Origin of the sequence: Pantoea sp. YR525, from assembly GCF_900116775.1 — a bacterium.
Classification (GTDB): domain Bacteria; phylum Pseudomonadota; class Gammaproteobacteria; order Enterobacterales; family Enterobacteriaceae; genus Pantoea; species Pantoea symbiotica.
In genome coordinates, this window is sequence record NZ_FPBU01000010.1 from 39818 (window position 1) to 65502 (window position 25685).

Annotated in this window: 20 protein-coding genes; 11 read left to right on the forward strand and 9 right to left on the reverse strand. The window is 56.8% G+C overall.

Going from position 1 to position 25685, the window contains the following annotated elements; all coding sequences use genetic code 11:
* Positions 1-65 precede the first annotated feature (65 nt).
* Positions 66-1226: a Gfo/Idh/MocA family protein gene (locus BM323_RS19755; protein ID WP_008105586.1), complete on the forward strand. Its 1161-nt coding sequence runs from the start codon at positions 66-68 to the stop codon at positions 1224-1226.
* 116 nt (positions 1227-1342) lie between these two features.
* Here the strand turns inward: BM323_RS19755 and BM323_RS19760 are convergent, their stop codons facing one another.
* Entirely contained in the window at positions 1343-2581 is a 1239-nt protein-coding gene (locus BM323_RS19760; protein ID WP_008105588.1) for an MFS transporter, read from the reverse strand.
* Positions 2582-2990: 409 nt separating this feature from the next.
* On the opposite strand from BM323_RS19760, the gene BM323_RS19765 reads away from it, so the two are divergent.
* Both BM323_RS19765 and BM323_RS19770 read left to right on the forward strand, forming a co-directional pair.
* On the forward strand, positions 2991-3590 hold the full coding sequence (locus BM323_RS19765; RefSeq protein ID WP_008105589.1) for a hypothetical protein: 600 nt from the start codon (positions 2991-2993) through the stop codon (positions 3588-3590).
* Between the two features lie 284 nt (positions 3591-3874).
* Positions 3875-6265, forward strand: a complete 2391-nt coding sequence (locus BM323_RS19770) for a glucose/quinate/shikimate family membrane-bound PQQ-dependent dehydrogenase (RefSeq protein ID WP_008105591.1) — start codon at positions 3875-3877, stop codon at positions 6263-6265.
* 136 nt (positions 6266-6401) lie between these two features.
* On the opposite strand, the gene BM323_RS19775 is transcribed toward BM323_RS19770, so the two are convergent.
* The 3 genes from BM323_RS19775 to BM323_RS19785 all read right to left on the reverse strand — a co-directional run bounded on the left by BM323_RS19775 (position 6402) and on the right by BM323_RS19785 (position 9089).
* Positions 6402-7613, reverse strand: a complete 1212-nt coding sequence (locus BM323_RS19775; protein WP_008105592.1) for an MFS transporter — start codon at positions 7611-7613, stop codon at positions 6402-6404.
* A 112-nt stretch (positions 7614-7725) separates the two neighbouring features.
* On the reverse strand, positions 7726-8616 hold the full coding sequence (locus BM323_RS19780) for a LysR family transcriptional regulator (RefSeq protein WP_008105594.1): 891 nt from the start codon (positions 8614-8616) through the stop codon (positions 7726-7728).
* A 107-nt stretch (positions 8617-8723) separates the two neighbouring features.
* On the reverse strand, positions 8724-9089 hold the full coding sequence (locus BM323_RS19785; RefSeq protein ID WP_008105596.1) for a helix-turn-helix domain-containing protein: 366 nt from the start codon (positions 9087-9089) through the stop codon (positions 8724-8726).
* Positions 9090-9254: 165 nt separating this feature from the next.
* On the opposite strand from BM323_RS19785, the gene BM323_RS19790 reads away from it, so the two are divergent.
* The 3 genes from BM323_RS19790 to BM323_RS19800 all read left to right on the forward strand — a co-directional run bounded on the left by BM323_RS19790 (position 9255) and on the right by BM323_RS19800 (position 12472).
* Entirely contained in the window at positions 9255-9914 is a 660-nt protein-coding gene (locus BM323_RS19790; protein ID WP_008105599.1) for a response regulator, read from the forward strand.
* On the forward strand, positions 9911-11269 hold the full coding sequence (locus BM323_RS19795) for a sensor histidine kinase (RefSeq protein WP_008105600.1): 1359 nt from the start codon (positions 9911-9913) through the stop codon (positions 11267-11269). The genes BM323_RS19790 and BM323_RS19795 overlap by 4 nt, the downstream gene beginning before the upstream one ends.
* 336 nt (positions 11270-11605) lie before the next feature.
* Entirely contained in the window at positions 11606-12472 is an 867-nt protein-coding gene (locus BM323_RS19800; RefSeq protein ID WP_008105602.1) for a nucleoside-specific channel-forming protein Tsx, read from the forward strand.
* Between the two features lie 126 nt (positions 12473-12598).
* Here the strand turns inward: BM323_RS19800 and yjdN are convergent, their stop codons facing one another.
* Positions 12599-13030, reverse strand: a complete 432-nt coding sequence (gene yjdN / locus BM323_RS19805) for a VOC family metalloprotein YjdN (protein WP_008105604.1) — start codon at positions 13028-13030, stop codon at positions 12599-12601.
* A 78-nt stretch (positions 13031-13108) separates the two neighbouring features.
* The gene (locus tag BM323_RS19810) at positions 13109-14011 is read right to left on the reverse strand and encodes a LysR family transcriptional regulator (protein WP_008105606.1); all 903 of its coding nucleotides are present in this window, start codon (positions 14009-14011) and stop codon (positions 13109-13111) included.
* A 113-nt stretch (positions 14012-14124) separates the two neighbouring features.
* Between BM323_RS19810 and BM323_RS19815 the strand changes: the two genes are divergently transcribed.
* From BM323_RS19815 to BM323_RS19830, 4 genes are all read left to right on the forward strand, one after another.
* Entirely contained in the window at positions 14125-15438 is a 1314-nt protein-coding gene (locus BM323_RS19815) for an amidohydrolase (RefSeq protein WP_008105608.1), read from the forward strand.
* Complete coding sequence (locus BM323_RS19820) at positions 15435-16877, forward strand: M20 family metallopeptidase (RefSeq protein ID WP_008105610.1); 1443 nt, start codon at positions 15435-15437, stop codon at positions 16875-16877. The genes BM323_RS19815 and BM323_RS19820 overlap by 4 nt, the downstream gene beginning before the upstream one ends.
* Before the next feature lie 178 nt (positions 16878-17055).
* Positions 17056-18576, forward strand: a complete 1521-nt coding sequence (abgT, locus tag BM323_RS19825) for a p-aminobenzoyl-glutamate transporter (protein ID WP_008105612.1) — start codon at positions 17056-17058, stop codon at positions 18574-18576.
* 190 nt (positions 18577-18766) lie between these two features.
* A complete protein-coding gene (locus tag BM323_RS19830) occupies positions 18767-20194 on the forward strand; it encodes an MFS transporter (protein ID WP_008105614.1) in 1428 nt (475 codons plus the stop codon).
* A gap of 68 nt (positions 20195-20262) precedes the next feature.
* On the opposite strand, the gene BM323_RS19835 is transcribed toward BM323_RS19830, so the two are convergent.
* Genes BM323_RS19835 through BM323_RS19845 form a run of 3 tightly spaced genes read right to left on the reverse strand, consistent with a single transcriptional unit; the run spans position 20263 to position 24115 of the window.
* Complete coding sequence (locus tag BM323_RS19835) at positions 20263-21582, reverse strand: c-type cytochrome (RefSeq protein ID WP_008105617.1); 1320 nt, start codon at positions 21580-21582, stop codon at positions 20263-20265.
* Between the two features lie 11 nt (positions 21583-21593).
* Positions 21594-23378 carry a GMC family oxidoreductase gene (locus tag BM323_RS19840; RefSeq protein ID WP_008105620.1) on the reverse strand — a complete coding sequence of 595 codons (1785 nt, stop codon included), beginning with the start codon at positions 23376-23378 and terminating at the stop codon, positions 21594-21596.
* A 2-nt stretch (positions 23379-23380) separates the two neighbouring features.
* Positions 23381-24115, reverse strand: a complete 735-nt coding sequence (locus tag BM323_RS19845) for a gluconate 2-dehydrogenase subunit 3 family protein (RefSeq protein ID WP_008105622.1) — start codon at positions 24113-24115, stop codon at positions 23381-23383.
* Between the two features lie 296 nt (positions 24116-24411).
* Between BM323_RS19845 and sbmA the strand changes: the two genes are divergently transcribed.
* Positions 24412-25647: a peptide antibiotic transporter SbmA gene (gene sbmA / locus BM323_RS19850; RefSeq protein ID WP_008105623.1), complete on the forward strand. Its 1236-nt coding sequence runs from the start codon at positions 24412-24414 to the stop codon at positions 25645-25647.
* The last annotated feature ends 38 nt before the right edge of the window (positions 25648-25685 follow it).

Below are 25685 nucleotides of genomic sequence, written 5' to 3' on the forward strand. Positions count from 1 at the left end.
CGGTCAGATTATCAGCAGCCTGACAGGTCGGGCGGCTTACAGGCAACGGGCTTCAGGGGTACAACATGAAAGTGGGCATTATTGGTCTGGGCTTTCGTCTTTCCCATGTGGTGAAAGAGTTCAACAAAGCCGACACAGCGTTTTCCGTGGTGGGTTATGTCGATCCCGCTCCGGCAGGATTACCGAACCTGCACAGCTTTGGCATCGAACCGGGCACCGCGTTTGATAGCGTGGACGCGCTGCTGCAACACGGCGGCTTTGATCTGCTGCTGGTGGGTTCACCGAACTTTATGCACCTTGAACATATTCGTCAGGGCTTAGCGGCGGGCTACACGGTGTTCACCGAGAAACCGGTGGTGATCAACGAAGAGCAGACCATGGCGATGGCACAGCTGGTGCAGCAATATGGTCACGAGCGCATTCTGGTCGGTTTGGTGCTGCGCTACTCGCCGCTCTATCGCGACCTGCTCACCGCGCGCGATGAAAATCGCCTCGGCGAAATTACCTCAATTGAAGCCACCGAACACATCAAGCCGTATCACGGTGCGTTCTTCCAGCGCGACTGGCGTCGTCTGGAGAAGTATGCTGGCCCGTACATTCTGGAAAAATGCTGCCACGATATCGATCTCTATCAGGGTTTGGTCGGCGAGCGTCCGGTGCGCGTTGCCAGCTTTGGCGGACGCAAAAACTTCACGCCGCAGCATGCGCCTAAAGGTGCGGTAACGCCGCAGTCTGAGGTGTATCACGTTAAGCCGAGCGGCTGGTCAAGCACCGATGCGGTGTTTGACGGCGATGCCGATATCGTCGATTACCAAACCGCGCTGATTGAGTATGCCGGTGGCGCCACCCTCGCCTTCCACGCCAACCTTAACGTGCCGGATGAGTTCCGCCGCTTCTGCGTGATGGGCACCGATGGCATGGCCGAAGGTGACTTCGTGCGTAACTATTTCCGCGTGCACAACGCCCGCACCGGCGAGCGCGAAGTGGATACCGAGTATGACGGCAACGCTTATGACGGCCATTACGGCGCCGATGCGCTGATGGCAGAAGAGATTGTGAAACATATTACGCAAGGAACGCCGCTGAAGGTTTCCGTGGTGGATGCGCTGGAAGCGGGCCTCACCGCGATCAAAATCGATGAAGCGCGTAAATCGAAAACCGTGGTGGATATGACGGAGAGCTGGAAAACCTTTGACGCCAGCCTGGGGAAAGCAATTAACGTGTGATGTTGGGGGATCGTGCGGGTTGTGAAACGGTGCGCATAAATGCGCACCCTACGCCGTAGGGTCGCCATTCATGGCGACCGTCAAAATGGACGCACGAAATCATGACGACCAACCCATCAAACCACGGTTTCGTTTTCCAGCTTCTGGCGCTTACGCAGATGCGGGAAAATCGTCATCCACACGCCCACCACGATCAGCGTGCCGATGCCGCCAATCGCTGCTGCGGGCACTGCGCCCATCCACGCCGCCAATAAACCTGACTCAAACTCGCCGAGCTGATTCGAGGTATTAATGAAGATGGCGTTGACCGCATTGACGCGGCCGCGCATATCATCCGGCGTATCCAACTGCACCAACGCGCCGCGAATCACCATGCTGACCATATCGAAACCGCCCAGCGCCGCTAACGCGATCACCGACAGCCACAGTTGGGTGGAGAGCGCGAACACCAGCGTCGCCACGCCAAAACCCGCCACCGAACCGAACATGATCATGCCGACGTTCTTCTCCAGCTTATGACGACTCAGCCACACGCCAACCAGCAGCGCGCCGACCGATGGCGCACCGCGCAGGATGCCCAATCCCCACGGCCCGGTATGCAGAATATCCTGCGCGAAGATCGGCAGCAGCGCAGTCGCGCCGCCCAACAGCACCGCGAACAGATCGAGTGAAATCACGCCGAGCACATCTTTGCGATCGCGGATAAACCGTACGCCCGCAAACAGGTTGGGCAGATTCATCGGCAAGCGCGCCTGTGGCGGCCGCTCATAGCGCAGTCGGCTCACCAGCACGATGGAGAACAGATAGAACAGCGCCGAGACGCCATACACCACATCCGGACCCGCAACATAAAGGAAGCCGCCGAGCGTTGGGCCGATAATCACCGCCGCCTGTCCGCCCACCGAACTGGCAGCCATGGCGCGGGCCAGAATCGGCGGCGGCACCAGCGCGGGCAGCATCGAGGTAATCGCTGGCCACTCAAGCGCCTTGGCCACGGAGATCAGGAACACCAATCCCCAAATCTCAATCTTGCCCGCCCAGTTCATCAGCGTGAGCGCAACCAGCCCCAGCAGCGCCAGCCACTCAATGCATTGTCCGAGCAATACAATGCGGCGACGGTCGAGCTGATCCGCCAGATGTCCGGCGGGCAGTGCCAGCAGCACGGAAGGTAGAAATTGCATCAGACCAATCATGCCCAGTGCCATCGCGCTGTGAGTCAGCGCATAGATTTGCCAACTGACCGCGACCGAGAACATTTGAAAACCAAACGATGAACAGGTGCGCGCCAGCCAAAAGGCGACAAACGACCTGTGCCGCAGCAACGAATCCTCTGCTGCGGATACTGTAGAGCCCATAGTTTTATCCCATCCTAAATCATTACATCGGTTAGCGTCGTTGCACCAACCTGGTGAAAAGCCACATCATGGCTTCCGCTTTATTTTTTCAGGCCACAGAGTGCGGCATCTTGTTGAGCCAGGCAATGGCTAGCCGTGCTGTTTAAAAACAGAAGCTTATCCAAAATTTAGCTAAGCATAGAGCTCTTAATATTAGCCGGCTGATGGTTATAACGTGAAAATATCATCACAGATAAGATGAGTGTGAATTATCGCAACCGCTTCACTTAATATCTCTCTATCAGAGACAATTAAAAAATCTCAACTTTATTAAGTAAAGGGTTTATATTGTCGCGATTAAGATTTCACCAGACGCCCGTTCTTATAATAATTAAGACGTTCCATCCAATTAATTTATTCACAGAGATAAATGGAAAACAGATCTTATAATCCTTATGTTACTGAGCGCATTCGCCGTTTCGACGGTGCGCTAGCTGGCGTGTGTTATTCAGCACCTTTTATGCATTGCAAACAGGAAAGCACGACAACACTTAATGGATGCAACATAATTTCGCTGCATAACCAGTTGCCGGATGCACCCGAATTAATAATCATCCCGTTAACGGGAAATAACCTTCTGCGCTTTTTACAGGCACCGGATAATTATTCCTGCCTGCAGAATGAGAATGTACAATTGGCGATCAATTATGCCGATTTAGTTCAGCAAGATAGTGCATTACGCCAGGCCGCAGAGCGTTTCTCATTTTGGCTATATGATTTGGCTCCGCCCGGCACCTGCTGGAAGAATATATCCACCTTTCCTTTTCGCGGTATTGTGCTGACCGATGAATTTTTTAACGATAATTACCTCAAGTTCAGCTTTCCTTTTCTGCTGGAGTCCTGTCGCGAAAGAGAAGCGGAGGTAATATTACGTACCCAGCAGTTAACGCTAACTGCTGAACACTATGCGCAGCTTAATTTGAGTGGCTGGCAACAGCAACGCACCAGCAGCATGCTGCTCGAAGGGTAAACGTTTACACAAAGTGTTGCTCTTAGGTGTTATGGCCCGATCTAACCGGACATAACACCTTTATTCCCCCATAAAATGTCGCACTACTTCCTCCCCACGAGTGCAAAGCACTAAAAATATCAAACCCTTTAACGTTTTTAAGATAAAATTTAACGCAAAGGGAACATCTCGCCGCACGGAAAGCGTCGTTCGAACCGTTTCGTTATTTCGTACTCTATGTCGGGAAGCAACCCAACGCGTTGTTTCCTTTTTAGTTTTTAATGGCAAAGAAAGAGGTCAATATTATGGGGAAAGCTTCCTCATCTTTTGGCGTAATCCGTTTTCTCACAGTGCTGTTTGCACTGCTGACGGGCGCGTTTATGCTGGTTGGTGGCGTTTGGTTAGCCGCCATTGGTGGTTCCTGGTACTACGTTATTGGCGGTGTGGTCATGTTGATCACCGCTATTCTGCTGTGGCGCCGTAGCGGCTCAGCATTACTGCTGTACGCATTGCTGCTGTTGGCAACGCTGGTGTGGGGCGTTTGGGAAGTCGGTTTCGACTTCTGGGCGCTGGCACCGCGTACCGATGTGCTGGTGATCTTCGGCATCTGGCTGATTCTGCCGTTTGTTTATCGCGGTCTGAATAATGCCGGCAAAGGCGCTCTGGCGCTGTTGTCAGTGGCGCTGCTTGCCAGCGTGCTGGTGCTGGCGTGGGCAGTGTTCCACGATCCACAAGAGCTGAACGGTGAAATTCCAGCGGCGGCCTCAAATGCTCCGCAGGCACAGCCGCTGAGCAAAATCGATGATGCTGACTGGCCTGCGTATGCACGTGACCAGCAAGGCACCCGTTTCTCGCCGCTGAAGCAGATCAACACCGGTAACGTTAAAGAGCTGCAGGTTGCCTGGCAGTTCCAGACCGGCGATTTGAAGACGCCAAACGATCCGGGCGAAATCACCGATGAAGTCACGCCAATCAAAATCCGCGACACCCTGTATCTGTGCTCACCGCATCAGATTCTGTTTGCGCTGGATGCCAAAACCGGTAAGCAGAAGTGGAAATTTGATCCGGGCCTGAAGCCGAATCCAACCTTCCAGCACGTGACCTGCCGTGGCGTTTCTTACCACGAAGTCCCTGCTGCAGCTGATGCGGCCAATACCCAACCTGCGCTGTGCTCACGCCGTATTTACCTGCCGGTAAATGATGGCCGCATGTTCGCGCTGGATGCAGAAACCGGTGAACGTTGTGCTGCCTTTGGCAACAACGGTGAACTGGATCTGCAGCACAAGCAGCCAGTATTGACCCCAGGTCAGTACGAGCCGACGTCACCGCCGGTCATCACCGACACCACTATCGTGGTTGCGGGTGCGGTCACCGATAACTACTCAACCCGTGAGCCGTCTGGCGCCATCCGTGGCTTCGACGTCAACACCGGTAAACTGTTGTGGGTGTTCGATCCGGGCGCGAAAGATCCAAACGCGATTCCACAGGATGAACACACCTTCACCATGAATTCACCGAACTCATGGGCACCGGCGGTGTACGATCCGAAACTGGATATCGTTTACCTGCCAATGGGTGTGTCAACGCCGGATATCTGGGGTGGCAACCGCACAGCAGAACAGGAACGTTATGCGAGTAGCGTACTGGCACTGAACGCCACCACCGGTAAGCTGGTGTGGTCGTATCAGACCGTGCATCACGATCTGTGGGATATGGACCTGCCGTCGCAGCCGACGCTGGCCGATATCACCACCAAAGATGGCAAAACCGTACCGGTAATTTATGCACCGGCGAAAACCGGTAACATCTTTGTGCTGGATCGTCGTACCGGCGAGCCGGTTGTCCCTGCGCCGGAAACCCCGGTTCCACAGGGCGCCGCTAAAGGTGACCACGTTTCACCGACTCAGCCGTACTCCGAGCTGACCTTCCGTCCGAAACAGAATCTGACGGACAAGGACATGTGGGGCGCGACCCTGTACGACCAGCTGGTGTGCCGCGTGATCTTCAAGCGTCTGCGCTATGAAGGTCCGTTCACCCCGCCGTCTGAGCAAGGTACGCTGGTGTTCCCAGGCAACCTCGGCATGTTCGAATGGGGCGGTATCGCGGTGGATCCACATCGTCAGATTGCGATTGCTAACCCAATGGCGCTGCCGTTTGTTTCCAAGCTGGTTCCGCGCGGTCCGGGCAACCCGATCGAGCCACCGGCTGACGACAAAGGCGGTTCAGGTACTGAAACCGGCATCCAGCCACAGTACGGCGTACCGTACGGCGTGGAGCTGAATCCGTTCCTGTCACCGTTTGGTCTGCCGTGTAAACAACCGGCCTGGGGCTATGTCTCAGCGGTTGATCTGAAGACCAACGAAACCGTGTGGAAAAAACGCATTGGTACGGTTCGCGATAGCGCGCCAGTTCCATTGCCGTTCAAAATGGGTATGCCAATGCTGGGCGGCCCAATCACCACCGCAGGTAACGTGTTCTTCATTGGTGCTACCGCAGATAACTATCTGCGTGCCTTCGACACCAATACCGGTGAAATGCTGTGGCAGGCACGTCTGCCAGCAGGCGGCCAGGCAACGCCGATGACCTATGAAGTGGATGGCAAGCAGTACATTGTTATCGCAGCAGGTGGTCACGGTTCGTTTGGTACCAAGCTGGGCGATTATGTGATTGCTTATGCACTGCCAGATGCGAAGTAAGTTTTCGCGTTGAAGTAACAAAGCGGGCTTAGGCCCGCTTTTTCGTAGGGTCGCCATTTATGGCGACCTTTGCAAAAAACGCACAAACTTGCGGTGCGCCCATCATGAAGGTCGCCATGAATGGCGACCCTACGAGTTAGCGGTTACGCAGCACGCGGGCGTTTAACAGCGCGCACAGCGCCATAATCACGCAGGTCGCCAGAAACACCGGACGCATACCAAGCGCGCCGCCAATAAAGCCGCCGAACAGCGGACCTGAAACCTGGCCGACATACTGCGCCGAAGTGGAATAACCCAGCATCTTACCCACCTGTGACTGCGGCACGCTGTGACGAATCAGCGCCGTGACGCACGGCATCAATCCACCCAGCGCCATGCCCATCAGAAAACGCAGCACCACCAATTGCCATGCTTCGCTGATAAACGCCTGCGGGATCAGCAGCAACGCGCAGGCTATCAATCCGTAAACCAGCACGCGACCATGCCCAACGCGATCGGCCAGCCGTCCCAGACGCGGCGCGGAGATAATGCTGCCGAGCGCGGCGGCGGCCATCACCAATCCGGCGGTGACGGTTATTGCGTGATCGCCACTGACAAACTGGCCGATATACAGCGTGATGATCGGCTCAATCGACATATTGGCGAAAATCAGCAGCATGCCCGACAGCCACATCAGGCGCACCACCGGCAGATTCAGTGACTTCGCGTCGTCCGCTGCGTTTTGCACGGTTTTCTTGCCAGAGGAGCGCGGCACCTCTTTCAGCAAAAAGGTGGTGGCGAGGAAGGCGAGGAAAATCACCGCGCCGGTCAGCCAAAAGGTGTGACGAATGCCAATCAGCGGCGGCAACACGCCGCCCAGCAGCGGCCCCACCACGTTGCCCGCCATAATGCCGGACGACAACACGCCGAGCGCCCAGCCGGTTTGCTCTTTCGGCGTTTGCGCCGCCACCAGAATGGTCGATCCCGAGGCATAACCGCCGAGCAAACCCGCTAGTAAGCGAAGCGCCACCAGCTGCCACGGCGCGGTGGCCATGCCAATCAGCGACATCGCAATCGCCATGCCGAGGCTGGCGCGAATCAACATCAATTTGCGGCCATAGCGATCGGCCAGTTTGCCCCACAGTGGCGCGGTCAGGGCGGCGCTGAGGAAGGTGGCGCCGTAGGCGGCACCCGACCAGCGCGCAATCGCCGCCGGTTCCTGCACGCCGAGTTGCTGCACGTAGAGAGGCAGAAACGGCAACAGTAGCGTCATCGCCACGATGGTGCTGAACGAACCCAGCACGCAGACAAATAAATTTCGCTTCCAGTGTTGCTGTTCGGGCGCTAACGCGAGTGGAGGTTGCTGCATGGTGATATCCCTGTTTTTTGCTTTTTTAGCAGGCTAACAGCGAGCAATCAGAGAAAACAGGGTTGTGATGATAATTGCCAGGCGGCGCAACATTGTCGCCAGATAACAACAATTACGCCGTGCCGAGCGCGTTGATTAATGCATCGCACAGCAAGGTTACCGGCGAAGAGGGTTGCGGCTGCTCTTTCAGCAACAGATAGCTGTGCAGGCGATCCATTTGCCACTCCGGTAACACCTGCTGGATTTCACCGCGCGCTAAGGCATCCTGCGTCATATAAGCGGGCAGATAGGCGATGCCGGTGCCCGCCAGCGCCGCATTGAGCAGCGCCATGCTGTTGTTAGCGCGGAAACGGCTATGCACATCCAGCGCCAGCCGCTGTTTATCACGGCGAAACGGCAGCGCGGCGGTGTGCGCCGGACCGTGAAACAGCAGCAGATCGTGACGCGTCAGGCGGTCGGGATGATCGATGGGCGCATGCGCCGCCAGATAATCCGGCGTGGCGTACAAGCCCCAGTCAATGCTGGCGAGTTCACGATAGTTGGCTGCATCGGGCGCACGTGCGCGGATGACAATCGCTACGTCGGCGCTGGGTTGCGGGTCATCGCTGGTGGTGAGTTCGAGATCGACATTGATGTGAATATGGCGGCGAATAAAGTCATTCAGCGTTGGCACCACGCACTGGCAGCCGTAAGTGATCGGCGCCTGCAAGCGCACGTTGCCCGCCGGCAGTTGATGCACCTGCTGCACAAAGGCGTCGGCGCGATGCATCTCTTCCAGCATGCGCACACAGAATGGATAGTAAGCCTGGCCGAGCTCCGTCAGCATCACTTTGCGCGTGGTACGCTGCAGCAGCTTGATGCCGAGTCGCACTTCCAGTCGCGCCACTTCGCGGCTGACGTGGGATTTGGAAACGCCTAAGGTGCGTGCGGCTTCGCTAAAGCTTTGTCGTTCCACTACGCGTGCAAACAGCATCATGGCGGAGAGATTGTCGCTGTTGTCCATGTTCTCTGGCAGTTAAGAGAGTGAGAACAGCAGATTACAACACATCCCCGAGCCCGGTCGCCATTGGGTTTGTGCGGTTGGTGAAACGGTCGCCATAAATGGCGACCCTACGCGACCGCCAATGGGAACAATAAGCGATCTGGCTCGACGCGACGCTGGCGGCGCAGCTGGCCTGGCGTAACCATGAAGTAGTTTTTGAAGGTGCGAGTATAAGCCTGCTGCGTATCGAAGCCGTAACTCATAGCCACCTGCAAAATCGCCTCATCGCTGTTAATCAGCGTCAATGCAGATTCGGTTAAGCGGCGCTGGCGAATGTACTCGGCCAGCGAAAAACCGGTGTGCTGACGGAACAGACGTTGCAGATGCCAGCGGGAGTATCCCGAGCGGCGTGCTACTTCATCCAGATGAAGATCGTGCCCTAAGTTATTCTCTATCCAGTCCAGCAAACTACGGATAAATTCGCGCTGATTCATGGGATTCTCCTGCGTTGGCAATATGTCCAGTGCAGCCACAATAGCGCGTTAAATTTATCCCTTAATTAGCAGAAAATTAGCGCAGAATTAGCAAGGGGGAAAACGGGTATAATTCTGGCCTAATTATCTGTCGCTACACTGCGTTCAGTTAAGTTGGAGGGCATCATGCGTGTGCTGCTGGTAGAAGATGACGAAATGATTGGCGCGAATCTGCAGCAAGCGCTGGAAGCGGCAGGTTGGTCGGTGGATTGGGTACGCGACGGCGTCTATGCCAGCAATGCCTGGGCCGAAGGCGGCTATACCTGCGTGTTACTGGATCTTGGTTTGCCGCGTGAAGATGGCCTGCAGGTGCTGCGTCGAGCGCGCACGCGCGGCGACATGACGCCAGTGCTGGTGCTCACCGCCCGCGATACCGTGCAGCAGCGCATTCAGGGATTGGACAGCGGCGCGGATGACTATTTGCTGAAACCCTTTGATCTGCAAGAAGTGCTGGCGCGTATGCGCGCCATTACCCGCCGTCGTCACGGTGCGGCAGATTCTCTGCTCGGCAGCGGCGACGTGCAGATCGACATCATGACGCGCGAAGTGCTGTACAAAGGCCAGCGCGAACAGCTCACCGCACGCGAATATGCCCTGCTCTACGCCTTGCTGGAGCGGCCCGGCGCGATCCTTTCACGCGAACAGTTAGAAAACCGTATTTACGGCTGGGGCGAAGAGGTCAGCAGCAACGCGGTGGATGTACTGATTCACGGTATGCGTCGCAAACTGGATAACGAAGTGATCCGCAACGTACGCGGACTTGGCTGGCGGGTACCGGCAATATGAAACCTTTCACCTTTATGCGCTCGCTGCGTAACAAACTGCTCGCCACGCTGGTGATTCTGCATCTGGCGATGATTGGCGGCGTCACCTGGTATTTCTATCACTGCTACGGCGACATGATGGGCACCATGAAGGACGATCAGCTCGCCAAGATCGCCGATGCCTGGGCCAGCAGCCAACGCATGCCCGCACTGATGCCGATGGTGATGCATGAAGAGAAACTCAAAAGCACCTATATCGTTCAGCTGTGGGACGAAAGCAACCATCTGCGCGCCAGCTCGTGGCCGGGCCTGCATGCGCCGTTGCAGCTGAAAAAAGGCTGGACCGATTTGAAAGTTGGTGATTGTGGCGACGACTGTGAATGGCGTGTTTACACGCGGCCCGGCGAGCTGGGCAGTGAAATCGGCAATATTCAGGTGCTGCATAATATCGGCTACATGAAAAGTATCATGGTCAAGCGGGCGCTCTCCGCCATCATTCCGTTGGTGCTGATGATGCCGCTCTCACTGATTGTGATATGGCTGGTGGTGCGGGCGATAACGCGCGATTTACGCGTGGCGTCGCGCCATATCGCAGCCCAGGAAACCCTGCATCCGCATAGCGTTTCTCCTGATGGCTTGCCGGATGAAGTGCTGCCGCTGGTGGCAGCTTACAACGCTTTGCTGGATAGACTGCGCGCGGCCTGGTCGTCGCAGCGCCAGTTCCTCGAAGATGCGGCGCATGAGCTGCGCACGCCGGTTACCGCCGTGACTTTGCAGCTGGAGAATCTGCGGCAACATATTCAACCCGGTGAAGCCAGCCGCCAGTTCGATCAGCTGGAAGCGGGCGTAACGCGCACGCGCCATCTGGTGACGCAGCTGCTGAATATCTCACGTCAGGAAGATCAATCGGTGGTCGCCACGGTAGAAAGCATCGAGCTGGACGACCTGTTGAAAGAGAGCATTGAGCAGCTGATGGTGGTGGCAGATAAGCGCGGCATTGATATCGGCTTTAACGGCACCACGCATTATCGCCTGCACGCCAGCCGCTCCGATCTGCGTAGCCTGTTCGATAACTTGATCGGCAATGCGATGCTGCACACGCCGGAAGGCAGTTTGGTCGATGTGCTGCTGCATCGCGTCGGCAATCACACCGTGGTGGATATTGTCGATAACGGGCCCGGCATGGCGGAATCCTTTATCGAACGCGCCTTTGATCGCTTCACCCGTTCACCAGATGTGCAGGCGCAAGGCAGCGGCTTAGGCTTATCGATTGTGCGCAGCGTGGCGCAAAAGCATCAGATGCAGGTTGCGCTGTCGAACCGCCACGATCAGCAGGGCCAGATTGCCGGCCTGCAGGTACGCGTTACCCTCCCATAACCCCGCAAGGTCGCCATTCATGGCGACCTTGCAACCTATCGCACCATCCCCTCAACACCTTTTTCCCGACGAACGCGACAACGTAAACGGTTGCGGGGTTCCGTTCGCCTCACGGCCTTTATGTGATAATGATCACATTTCCAGTGAATCAAACTGCAACACTTTTTGACAAACGTGACCAAAATCTATTTTCTATGCCTCTGTTACAGGCACATTACGCAAGCTTGAAAATCTGGCGACACAGACCGGATACGACAACTCACTGCCCATCCCCTGGGATCAATTTCACCCGATCGCGGCGACGGCCCGGCGATCAAAAGCATGTGGTTAACAATAATGAAATATAAAGCGTTGATAGCAGGGGCCTTATTGGCCAGCAGCTGGACTGGTGCGGCACAAGCGGCAGACAGCGATCCGCAGTACGTTTCTGACTGGTGGCATCAGAGCGTGAACGTGGTGGGCAGCTACCACACCCGTTTTGGACCCCAGTTCAACAACGACGTGTATCTGGAATACGAAGCCTTTGCTAAAAAGGATTGGTTCGATTTCTACGGCTACCTCGATCTGACCAACTTCTTCGGCGTGGGCAACAGCAACGCCAACGGCGTGTTCGACCACGGTTCGCCGATGTTCATGGAAATTGAGCCACGTTTCTCCATCGATAAGCTGACCGGCACCGACCTCTCTTTTGGTCCGTTTAAAGAGTGGTACTTCGCCAACAACTACATCTATGACATGGGTCGCAACAGCGATAGCCGTCAGAACACCTGGTACATGGGTCTCGGCACCGACATCGATACGCACAGCGATATCGGCCTGTCGCTGAACGTTTACGCGAAATACCAGTGGGAAAACTACGGTGCGGCGAACGAGAACAGCTGGGATGGTTATCGCTTCAAGGTGAAATACTTTGTGCCGATTACCGATCTATGGGGCGGCAAGCTGAGCTACATCGGCTTCACCAACTTCGACTGGGGTTCCGATCTGCGTGATAAGTCCGATCGTTCACGCACCAGCAACTCGATTGCATCGAGCCACATTCTGTCGCTGAACTACGATCACTGGCATGTTTCAACCGTGGCGCGTTATTTCCACAACGGCGGCCAGTGGGCTGACGGCCAGGAGGTGAACTTCGGTAACGGTCCGTTTGAAGTGAAATCGACTGGCTGGGGTTATTATTTGGTGGTGGGTTACAACTTCTAAGTTTTGAGCTGCATAGCCCTCACCCCAGCCCTCTCCCGCAAGCGGGAGAGGGCGTTGTTAGCTCGATCGGTTCCCTCTCCCACTTGTGGGAGAGGGTTAGGGTGAGGGCCAGCGCGCACCACCCACCTAAATCTGCGGCTTATACGCATTCACCATCCACGGCACGCCGAACTTATCGGTTAACATGCCAAAGCCATTGGCCCAGAACGTCGGTGCCCAGCTTTTCGTCACTTCACCGCCCGCTGACAACGCCTCAAACCAACGCTTGCCTTGCGCCTCATCCGGCGTGGATAAACTCACGGCAAAACCGCCATACGCCGCCTGCGGTGCGCCGTCGCTCATCATAATTTCGCCCTGCCCGATGCGCAGATGGGCATGCATAATCTGCTCCGGCGAAAAGCTCACGCCCGAGATACAACCTTCGTCCTCAACCGGCGTTTCATCCGGCATATCGCCATAAGTCATCTTGAACAGCAGCTCGCCATCGGTGGCGTCGAGGTAGAAGGCAATCGCCTCTTCGCAGCGACCACTGTAAAACACATACGGGGTAACTTGCATGGTCTGTACTCCATAAAGGGAACGTCCACTGCAAGTGTAGTGCGCATTATTTATACAGTTGCGAGCCAGGCCGCACTCTTACCTTTGCTGACAGTAGCGCCGAAACAGCTGCGCCATATAGGCGCTCATCGGTGTCAGCGCGGTGTCTTTGCGCTGGATAAGATAGAAAGTGGCTTTCGGTAAGGGTTCGTCGAGATCGAGGGAAATCAGCTGGCCGCCGTGCGTCGGGTCTTCAATCACATCGCGCGAAATAATGCTGACGAAATCGCTCTGCGCCACCAGGCTGGTGCAGGCCATAAAGGTCTCGCAGGTGACGACGATTTTCGGCGCCATGCCGCGTTCGCCAAACAGATCGTGCAGCAGCCGATAATAGCTGCCCTGCGGCGTCGGCATGGTCCAGTCGCAATGCTGCAGCTCAGCAAGCGTGCGCGCGTGCGCCATCGGATGCCCTTTGCGCATCACCACCTGATAGTCGCGCTCCATCAGCCGTTCAAACACCAATTCCTGATCGAGATGATTTTTATCATAGGTGTTGATGGTGAAATCCAATTCGCCCTGACGCAGTTCATGCACCATCGAAACCAGCTGGCCTTCAACAATCCGCACCTTAACCAGCGGATACTCGCGATGAAACTGATTGATCACCTGCGGCATGACGGTGCGCGCAATACTGCCGCCCACGCCGATGTTGACGCGCCCGCCAGCCAATCCCAGCCGCTGCTGAATATCTTCCTGCGCCACCCGCAGCTCTTCCAGTATCAGGCTGGCATGCTTAAAAAAGTTATCACCGATATCGGTCAGCGTAACGCCCTGCTGTCGCCGCTCAAACAGGCGCGCGCCCAGCGCCAGCTCCAGTTCCTGAATCGCTTTGGTTAGCGCAGGCTGTGAAAGTCCGGACAAGCGGCTGGCGGCGCGGATGCTGCCCTGACGCGCCACGTCAACAAACGCGCGCAGCTGATGAAGTTTGAGGTTCGCAGACATAGTTTGATGATAACCGTTGTTTATCAGTAGCAAGATATTCGCATCTTATGCGCGGCAAAACCAATGTGTAGATTCGGATGAATGCATAAAAAACCAACACAAAGGAAATGCCGATGAAAACCCTTTCTGACCTCGTCAACGCGCGCATCCCGCAGATGCAGGCCTGGCGACGCGATCTGCACCATTTTGCCGAATCGGGCTGGCTGGAGTTCCGCACCGCCACGTTGGTAGCTGAAGAGTTGCATCGTCTTGGTTATCAACTCAAGCTGGGCCGCGAGGTGATCGATGCCGACTCGCGCATGGGATTACCCTCTGATGAGGTGCTGGCGCAGCAGGAAGCGCGCGCGCTGGAGCAAGGCGCGCTGCCGCAATGGATTAAACACTTCTCCGGCGGATTTTGTGGCGTGGTCGCCACGCTGGAAACTGGTCGTCCTGGCCCGGTGATGGGTTTCCGCGTGGATATGGATGCGCTCGATCAGAATGAAAGCCGCGCTGCCGATCATCTGCCAACGCGCGAAGGCTTTGCCTCCTGCAATCCCGGTATGATGCACGCCTGCGGTCACGACGGCCACACCACCATCGGCCTGGCGCTGGCGGGCGTATTAATGGAGATGAAAGCGCAGCTGAGCGGCACCATCAAACTCATTTTCCAGCCTGCCGAAGAAGGCGTGCGCGGGGCGAAAGCAATGGTGGCGGCGGGCGTGGTGGATGATGTTGATCTGTTCACTGCCATTCATCTCGGCACCGGCGTACCGGCCGGAGAAATCGTCTGTGGCAGCGACAGCTTCCTCGCCACCACCAAACTCGACGTCAATTTCACCGGCGTCGGCGCGCACGCCGGCGGCAAACCGGAAGAGGGTCGCAACGCCTTGCTGGCAGCGGCGCAGGCCACGCTGGCGCTGCACAATCTGCCGCAGCACAGCGGCGGTGTGGCGCGCGTTAACGTTGGCGTGTTGCAGGCCGGAACCGGACGCAACGTGGTGCCCGACTGCGCACTAATGAAGGTGGAAACGCGCGGCGTCAGCAATCAGGTTAACGACGATATCTATCAGCAGGCGCTGCGCGTGATTGCCGGTGCGGCGGCGATGTATGGCGTGGAATATGACGTCAAGCTGATGGGCGGCGCGCGTAGCTGCACGCCGAGCCCGCCGTGGGTGGATTTCATCCACCAGCAGGCCGAGGCGCTGGGCATTTTCAACTCAGTGATCGATACCAAACAGCAGGCGGCGGGCTCGGAAGATGCCACTTACATGCTGGAGCGCGTGCAGCAGCGCGGCGGCCAATCCTCCTACGTAATTTTCGGTTGCGATCTGGCGGCGGGCCATCACAACGCGAAGTTCGATTTCGACGAAGCGATCATGGCGACTGCCGTACAGACGCTGGCGACGCTGGCACTTAATCAATCACAGTTTGGAGGCCAGCGATGAGCCATAGCGAATTTATCGATCACTACATCAACCAAAACCAGCCGCGTTTTACCGCCCTCAGCGATGCCATCTGGGACGTGCCGGAAACCCGATTTGAAGAGACAAAGTCTTCCGCGCTGCTGGCCGATGCGCTTGAACACGAAGGTTTTAGCGTTGAGCGCGGCGTCGGCAACATCGACACCGCGTTTATCGCCAGCATTGGCAGCGGAAAACCGGTGATCGCCATTCTCGGCGAGTTCGATGCGCTGGCGGGTTTGAGTCAGCAATCGGGTTGCGCCACGCCGCAGCCGCTGGTGGAAAACGGCAACGGCCACGGCTGCGGACACAATCTGCTCGGCACCGCCGGTTTGGCTGCCGCTTTCGCCATCAAAGCCTGGTGGGCCGAATACGGCCAGCGCGGCACGCTGCGCTTTTATGGCTGTCCGGGCGAAGAAGGCGGCTCCGGCAAAACCTTTATGGTGCGCGAAGGCTTGTTCGATGATGTTGATGCGGCAGTGACCTGGCATCCCGAAGGTTTCAGCGGCATGTTCAACCTCAGCACGCTGGCCAACATTCAGGCCGCCTTCCGCTTCAAAGGCGTGGCAGCGCACGCGGCTAACTCGCCGCATTTAGGACGCAGCGCGCTGGATGCGGTGACGTTGATGAACACCGGCGCCAACTTCCTGCGCGAGCACATCGTGCAGGAAGCGCGTCTGCACTACGCGGTGACCAATGCCGGCGGCGTCTCCCCCAATGTGGTGCAAGCCGATGCCGAAGTGCTGTATCTGATTCGCGCGCCGCAGCTTGATCAGGCGCAGGATATCTATCAGCGCGTCATCAACATCGCCCGAGGCGCGGCCCTGATGACCGACACGCAGATGACGGTGCGCTTCGATAAAGCCTGCTCCAATTACGTGCCGAATCGCGCGCTGGAAAGCGTGATGGAGCGTTATTTGCATCAGTTTGGTTTACCTGACTACAGTGAAGCGGAGCAGGCGTTTGCCGCCGAGATTCGATCCACGCTAAGCAAAGACGATCTGCGCAACGCGCGTCTCAATGCAGCGCGCACCGGCGGTGAAGCGGGCGTTGCCTGGACCGAAGCGTTGGGCGACAAGATTTTGATGGATGAAGTGGCGCCTTATGCGGTGACGCGCGAGATCCTTTACGGCTCAACCGACGTCGGCGATGTGAGTTGGGTGACGCCCACCGCACAGTGTTTTGCGCCCTGCTTCGCCTTCGGCACGCCGCTGCACACCTGGCAACTGGTGGCGCAGGGCCGCACGTCCATTGCCCACAAAGGCATGTGTCTGGCCGCAAAAGTGATGGCTGCCACCGCGCTGACCTTGTTGCAGGATGACGAAGCGCTGGCACGCTGCCGCGACGAGTTCCAGCGCGTGCGCCGCGAGCAGCCTTACGTCTGCCCGATTCCAGCGGATGTCACGCCATCGAAGTTGAAATAACAATGCGTTTTACCGGCGCGCACCCTGCGCCGTAGGGTCGCCATTTATGGCGACCGTCACCATGAACGCACGATACAGATCGCCATTAATGGCGACCTCTGAAATACCAAAAAAATACAAAAAATATAGCCCCCAGCGGGCATGCAAACATAACAAGACGACTGACGAGGAATGATCTATGGAAGCCACCACGGAGAACCGCAGCCCCGGAAAGCTGTTTAGCTGGATTGAACGCGTCGGCAACAAAGTGCCGAATCCATTCTTACTGTTCGTCTATTTGATTGTGGTGCTAATGGTGGCCACCGCCATACTCAGCAGCTTCGACGTGGCGGTGAAAAACCCGGCCAACGGCGAGCTGGTGCGGGTGAACAACCTGCTGAGCGTTGCCGGGATTCAGTGGATCCTGCCCAACATCATCAAAAACTTCAGCGGCTTTACGCCGTTGGGATCGATTCTGGCGCTGGTGATTGGTGCGGGCCTGGCGGAAAAAGTCGGCCTGCTGCAGTCGCTGATGGTGAAGATGGCTTCGCGCGTGAGCCGTCGCTACGCCAGCTACATGGTGCTGTTTATCGCCTTCTTCAGCCACATTTCGTCCGATGCCGCGCTGGTAGTAATGCCGCCGCTCGGCGCGCTGATCTTCCTCGCGGTGGGACGCCATCCGGTGGCGGGATTGATGGCGGCGATTGCCGGCGTGGCATCGGGTTTTACCGCCAACCTGCTGATTGTCACCACCGATGTGCTGCTTTCTGGCATCAGCACCGAAGCCGCCAAAGCGGTGAGCGATACCGTGCACGTTAGCGTGATCGACAACTGGTACTTTATGGCCAGCTCGGTGATTGTGCTGACCATCGCCGGTGCGCTGCTGACCGACAAGTTTGTCGAGCCGCGCCTGCCCGCGTGGAACGGCGGCAACAACGATCGTCTGCCGCCGCTCACCGCGCTGGAGAATCGCGGCCTGAAAGCTGCCGGTATCGCCGCGCTGGTGTTTATCGCGCTGATGGCGCTGCTGGTGGTGCCGGAACACGCGCCGCTGCGCAATCCGAAAACCGGCGGCATCATTCCGTCGCCGTTCATTCAGGGCATAGTGCCGATCATCATCCTGTTCTTCTTTGTGGTGGCGATTGCCTATGGCGCGGTGACGAAGCAGATTCGCCGCGCGGATGATATTCCGCAGTTGCTGGTGGATCCGATGAAGAGCATGGCGGGCTTTATTGTGATGGTGTTTCCGCTGTCGCAGTTCGTTGCCTTCTTCAACTGGAGCAACATGGGCAAGTTCATGGCCATCGGCCTGACCGATGTGCTGGAGAGCGCGGGCATTAGTGGCGCACCGGCGTTTATGGGCTTGATGTTCCTGTCGGCGTTTCTGTGCATGTTTATCGCCAGCGGCTCGGCCATCTGGTCAATTCTGGCGCCGGTGTTTGTGCCGATGTTTATGTTGCTGGGCTTCCATCCGGCGTTTGCGCAGATGATTTTCCGCATCGCCGATTCTGCGGTGTTGCCGCTGGCACCGATGTCGCCGTTCCTGCCGCTGTTCCTTGGCTTCCTGCAGCGCTATCAAAAAGATGCACAGCTGGGCACCTATTACGTGCTGATCTTCCCCTATCCGTTGGTGTTCTTCACCACCTGGATTGTGCTGCTGCTGGCGTGGTACGCACTCGGTTTACCGATCGGTCCGGGCGTCTATCCCAGCCTGCACTAAGCCTGCGCCATGGATGGCGACTACTTTTCTGTGAACTGCAACGTATGTTGCCAAAATGTCACCGTCCTGCCTCTCGGCAACTCTCAGCGAATTTATTATCCTGCTATTCCTTCGCTTGCTAACGGTTAATTATTTTTAAAACCAATCTCAGCCGTCAGCGGGTTCTGCAAACACCGAGGTTTACACAACAATGACAACAATCACGTCGACAGGGATGGCGAACGATCACATGAGCGCGGATCGCTGCACCTTAGCCGGGCGCATTGATGCGCTGCCCTCTTCCGCCGGTCTGTGGCGCTTTATCACGCTACTGGCGCTCGGCGGCTTCTTTGAGCTCTACGATCTGTTTGAAACCGGCTACATCAGCTCCGGCCTGGTGGCGGCGGGCGTGTTTCATACCGGTTCTGCCGGCGTGTTCGGCGTCGCTGATCAGGCGGCATTTGCCTCCGCCACTTTCCTTGGCCTGTTTGTCGGCGCGAGTTTGCTTGCGCCCTACGCCGACCGTTTTGGTCGCCGCCTGACCTTTATGTGCGCGCTGGCGTGGTACGGCGCGTTTTCTCTGCTGATGGCGTTCCAGCAGAGCGCGGAGATGATCATCCTGTTCCGCTTCCTCGTTGGCATTGGCCTTGGCGTTGAGCTGGTGACCATCGATACCTATCTTTCCGAATGGGTACCGGCACATCTGCGCAGCCGCGCGTTTGCCTTCTCCTTCTTTATCCAGTTCCTGTCGGTACCGGCGGTGGCGCTGATGTCGTGGTGGCTGGTGCCGCAAACCATTCTCAACCTTGAAGGCTGGCGCTGGGTGGTGATTGCCGGTGCGGTCTGCTCGCTGGTGATCTGGCTGATTCGTAAAAACCTGCCGGAATCCGCACGCTGGCTGGCGCAACAAGGACGGCATCAGGAAGCGCATCAGGTGCTGAGCGCGATGGAAAAGCGCTGTGGCATCGCTTCTCCCCTTCCCCCACTGGTGGGGGAAGGCCGGGATGGGGGACAGTTCGCACCTGAGCAACCTAAGCAAGGGCGTTTCAGTGAGATTTGGTCACCGGCGTATCGCAAGCGCACGCTGATGCTGGTGGTAATGAACTTCTTCCAGGCGATTGGCTTCTTTGGTTTCGGCAACTGGCTGCCGGCGCTACTGTCGGGCAAAGGCGCGACCGTCACACACAGCCTGCTGTATGCGTTTTTCATTACGCTGGCCTACCCGCTCGGCTCGCTGATTTGCAGCCGCTACGCCGATAAGCTCGAAAATAAATGGCAGATCGTGTTTTCATCGCTGATGACGGTGGTGTTCGGCACGCTGTTTGCGTTTATGACCAATCCGGTGCTGATGATCATCTGCGGCTTCCTGATCACCTACAGCAACGCATGGCTGACCTTCAGCTATCACGCTTATCAGACCGAGATTTTCCCAACTCACATTCGCGCCCGCGCGGTGGGTTTCTGCTACTCGTTTAGCCGCCTGTCAACGGTGTTCAGCAGTATTTTGATTGGCATTATTTTGCAGTATGCCGGCAGCCAGGGCGTGATCGCCTTTATCGTGCTGAGCATGCTGATGGTGATGCTGTCGGTGGGAATTTACGGGCCAAAAACCCGTGGGATGGATTTGGAGAATATTTAAAGATTGCAGGTGCGGTTTTGTAGGGTCGGCATTCATGCCGACCGATTCAAAAACCGCACCAACTCACTTTACTGCCCTTCCAACACCTTAATATCCGCATTACCCTGCTTCGGCTGCACGGCTTCATCTTTACGCAGCGCCGCCACATCCTTCGCCGACACGCTCGACTTCACGCCATTGCCCCAGCTGCCACGGATAAAGTTCACCACATCCGCCACCTGCTGATCGTTCAGGCGCCAGCCGAACGCCGGCATGGTGATCGCCGTGGGTGCACCTTGCACGCCAGGTAAAGTGCCGCCGACCAATACGATATGAATCAGCGAGGTCGGATCGTCAGCCATCACCACCGGATTGCCGCGCAGCGCGGGGTAGAAGCGCTGATAGCCGCTGCCGTCGGTTTTGTGGCACGCCGCGCAGCTATCGACATAAGTCGATGCGCCTGGCTGGCTGTCGTCACCTTTCCACAACGCCTGAGACACCGCATCATCCTGCTTAAACACCGCCTGATTTGGATCTTTCGCGCCGAGGGATTTCAGATATTTAGCAATCGCGCTGATATCGTCATCGCTCAGATATTGCAGGCTGTGCTGCACCACATCGGTCATGCCACCAAACACGGCGGTGTGATCGTTGCGGCCAAAGCGCAGGAACTGCTTGAGATCCTCTTCGCTCCAGCGGCCTAAACCATCGCGGTTGTCGCCACGCAGGTTGCTGGCGGTCCAGCCATCAATCGGCGCGCTGCTGCCGGAAAGATAGTTGTTGCCTTCGCCGTTGTTGAGCGCTTTTTCCTGCATGGTGATGCTACGCGGCGTATGGCAAGCACCACAGTGGCCGAGACCTTCCACCAGATAGCGACCGCGTGCTAGTTGCGGATCTTCCTGTGCCGCCGGCTGGAACGCTTTCACGTCCGGCGCAAACATGCCGCGCCAGATGGCTAACGGCCAACGCATCGACAGCGGCCACGGAATCTCGCTCTCTTTGTTCGCCTGCGCCACCGGCTGCACGCCGTGCATGAAGTAGGCGTAGAGCGCCTTCATGTCGTCATCGCTGACCACCGCGTAAGACGGATACGGCATCGCCGGATAGAGCGTGTCGCCGTTTTTCGCTACGCCGTGACGCACCGCTTTCTGGAAGTCGTCATAGCTGTAATCACCAATCCCGTTGGCTTTGTCCGGCGTGATGTTAGTGGAGTAAATGGTGCCGATCGGCGTCGCCATCGGCAGTCCACCGGCAAAGGGTTTACCGCCTTCGGTGCTGTGACACGCCACGCAGTCGCCCGCGCGCGCCAGATACTCACCGCGCTTCACCAACGCGTCCGAACCTGCCTCGTCCGCCACTGCGGCGAACGTCATCGTGCCCAGAAACAGGGCTAAAATGCTTTTGATCATCGCCGTGTTCCTTATGCCTGTACCAGCGGGCCGGGGTTTTTCAGATACTGTTCACGAATCGCTTTGGCGGACCAATAGGTCAACGCTGCGACCATGCCCGTTGGGTTGTAGCCGAGACCCTGCGGGAACGCCGAAGCGCCTGGCACAAACACGTTCGACACATCCCAGCTCTGCAGATAACGGTTCACCGCGCTGGTTTTCGGATCTTCACCCATGATCGCGCCGCCGCTCATGTGCGTGGTTTGATAGACGGTGGTATCGAAGTGCGATCCCGGCCCTTTCGCGCCGCCGATGATCATTTTCGGGTTCATCGCTTCGGTAATTTTGCGCATTTTGCCGATCATGAACTGCGCCATCTTGATGTCGTTATCCTGCCAGTCAAAGGTCATACGCAGCAGCGGCTGGCCGTAGGCATCTTTGTAGTTCGGATCGAGATCGAGATAGTTGGCGCGATAAGACTGGTGCGCGCCGTGCGCATCCATCGAGATGTGATGGTTGTAGGTATCCGCGACCGCCGATTTCCACTGGCTGCCCCAGTTTGGCGTGCCTTTCGGCGTCGGCAAACCGGAGATCGGCTTGGTACCCGCCTGATTGACCCAGAATGGCGAACCGCCAACAAAGCCGTGCGGACCGTGATCGAAGTTGTCGGCGTTGAAATCATCCACCGCCACACCTGCGCCACCGGCACCGATAAACGGGTTGGTGGTGGTGTTTTTGTCGAACAGCGCTTTCAGCGTCGAGATGTTCTGATAGGCAAAGTTACGGCCCACCACACCTTCGTTGGAAATCGGGTTATACGGCTTGCCGATGCCGGAGAGCAGCATCAGATGCACGTTGTGGAACTGGAATGCCGACAGGATCACCAGATCCGCAGGCTGTACCACTTCGCGGCCCTGTCCATCGAGATAGGTCACGCCGGTGGCGCGTTTTTTATCGTCGGTCAGATTAACGCGCAGCACGTAGGAGTTGTTGCGCAGCTCGAACTTCGGTTCCTGGCGCAGCGCGGGCAGGATGTTGACGTTCGGCGAGGCTTTGGAATACATGTAGCAGGCGTAACCGCTGCAGAAACCGCAGAAGTTGCACGGCCCCATCTGTGCGCCGTACGTGTTGGTGTACGGGCCCGAGGTGTTGGCCGACGGCATATCATAAGGGTGATAACCCACTGATTCCGCCGCTTGCGCGAACAGCTGCGCCGAGTAGGTGCGCTTCTGCGCCGGCAGCGGGAAGTCGCTGGAACGATCGGGCGCGTACGGGTTGCCGCCCTTCTCTTTGCCCAGCAGTTTGCCTTTGATTGACCAGGCGCTGCCCGAAGTGCCGAACACTTTCTCGGCCTGATCGAAGAAGGGTTCCAGCTCGTCATAGTTGACGCCGAAATCCTGAATCGTCATGCCTTCCGGGATGAAGTTTTTACCGTAGCGCTGCTCGTAATGGCTGCGCAGGTTCAGCTCAACCGGGTCAACGCGGAAGTGCACGCCTGACCAGTGCAGACCTGCGCCGCCGGTGCCGGTACCGGGCAGAAACGCCGCCAGCTGGCGATAAGGGACGGCGGTTTGCGAGGCATCGTGACGGATGGTGACGGTGCTTTTCGACAGATCCTGGAACAGCTTTTTGCGGATGTTATAGGTTAGTTCGTCAATCGACTGCGGATAAGATCCATCCGGATAGGTATCGCGATGCGGACCGCGCTCCAGCGCCACCACATTCAGGCCCGCTTCGGTTAGCTCTTTCGCCATGATGGCGCCCGCCCAGCCGAAACCGACGACGACCGCATCCACTTTTTTCAATTCATTTGCCACGCTTACGTCCTCTCCCCGCGAATATCCACTGACGGGAACGGATAACGTTCACCGCGTTCCACCCAATCCATAAAGTCAGCGCGCGCGCCTGGGAAGCCAATCAGCTTCCAGCCCACCATGCCCTGATTGCCGCCGTGGATCGGATCGCTGAAATAACCCTCGCGGGTGTTTTGCAGCAGGAAGGAGAAGAAGGTTTTGGCTGGCAGCTGCGGGAATTCAGCCGTGCCGCTTTCAAACGCGGTCAGCAGCGCGTCTTGCTGTTCGCCCGTCAGCTCAGCAAACACCTTGCCATGCTGTTTTTTGCTCCAGCTATCGGCATCAGCGAGGCCGAGACGGTAGATCTGCTGCGGCACCAGCGGCAGCTGATAACCCAACTCTTTTGGCAGATCGGGATTGAACGGGCCTTGCATGTACCAGTTGTTCCCGGTGGCATACGGCGTGTTCATTTGACGATCGATAAACTCCGGCACGCCAGCTTCAAGTGCGCCAGGACCGCGTTCATCGTTGGGGATCAGGCGCGCCACGGCCGCAGTGATAAAGGCAAACTCTTCGGCGGTGAACCAGTTTGGCTGGTAGCTACGCGCCTGCTGTGGTGATGCGTTTTGTTCTGCTGCCCCAGCGGCCATCGGTGCCACCAGCGCGCCCATCGCCGTACTGCCCACCGCCATTGCCGGCGCCAGGGTGATGGTTCTCAGCAGAAAATCCCTGCGAGTGTGACCATTTTTTTGTTCTGACATGACATTGCCTCAGTACCACATATAATGCGGCATGAAAGTTAAGTAGTTGCGTTGTATTGTTTTTTTATTGATAGCTTAAGGGATACAGCAGCACTGTTACCGGTAACAGTGCAAATATTGTAACACCATTGCTGTGGATAATTTAGTTCTTAGAAACAAATTCGCACTAATTACTTAACAATTGCCGCTGTCGCTTTACATCGCAGCGGCGAAGCTGTCATCGTCAGATACAACCGACAACAGACAGATAGAGGTCTGAAGCGGTATAAAAGAGTACACACAACAGCGGAGTGCCTATGTTTAAGTCCTTTTTTCCGCGGCCAACGCTGTTTTTCAGCTCAGCTGCGATTTGGAGTTTAGTAGCAATTTTTGCCTGGTTCGGCTTTTTCAGTGATTTCCCGGCACGCTGGCCTGCGCTCCAGGCGGCGATGCACGAACCTTTGCCAACCAATGCCAGCCGTTTTATTCACATCAGCCAACTGTGGTTTTACGCCTATTACTGGATTGTTGCTGGCATCTTCGCGCTCACCTGGCGTGTGATTGATAACCATCCGTGGCAGCGCTGGTCGGTTTGGGGATCGATTCTGATCATCTTTGTCACCTGGTTTGGTGTGCAGGTCGGCGTGGGCGTCAACGCCTGGTATGGCCCGTTCTACGACATGATTCAACAGGCGCTGACCAAAGCCGGTTCCGTCGCCATCCACCAGTTCTATGTGCAAGTGCTGGCGTTTCTCGGTATCGCGCTGATCGCGGTGGTGATTGGCGTGATGAACTCCTTCTTCGTCAGCCATTGGGTGTTCCGCTGGCGTACCGCGATGAACAATTACTACATGCACAACTGGCAGCGTCTGCGTCTGGTTGAGGGTGCGGCACAGCGTGTGCAGGAAGACACCATGCGCTTCGCCGGTACGTTGCAGGATTGGGGCATCAACTTTATTCAGGCGATTATGACGCTGGTGGCGTTTCTGCCGGTGCTGGTCACGCTGTCGCACCATGTCAAAGAGGTACCAATTCTTGGCAGCATTCCGTATGCATTGGTGATTGCCGCGCTGCTGTGGTCGCTGTTTGGTACCGCGCTGCTGGCGTTGGTGGGGATTAAACTGCCGGGGCTGGAGTTCCGCAATCAGCGGGTGGAAGCGGCCTATCGTAAAGAGCTGGTGTACGGCGAAGACGATCCTGAACGCGCTTCACCGCCAACGGTGCATGAGCTGTTTAGCCGCGTGCGTCAGAACTATTTCCGCCTCTATTTCCACTATTTGTACTTCAACATCACCCGCATTATGTATCTGCAGGTGGATAACGTGTTCGGGCTGTTTGTGCTGTTTCCGTCGATTGTGGCGGGCACCATTACGCTCGGCCTGTTGAACCAGATCACCAACGTGTTTGATCAGGTGCGTTCGTCGTTCCAGTATTTGATCACCTCGTGGTCAACGCTGATTACGCTGATGTCGATCTACAAACGTCTGCGCAGTTTCGAGCAGATTTTGCAGGATATTCCGCACGAAGAGATGATGCGCGAAGCGGCGGAGTAAGCTGCGGTCTTTGAAACGGTGTGCATAAATGCGCTAAC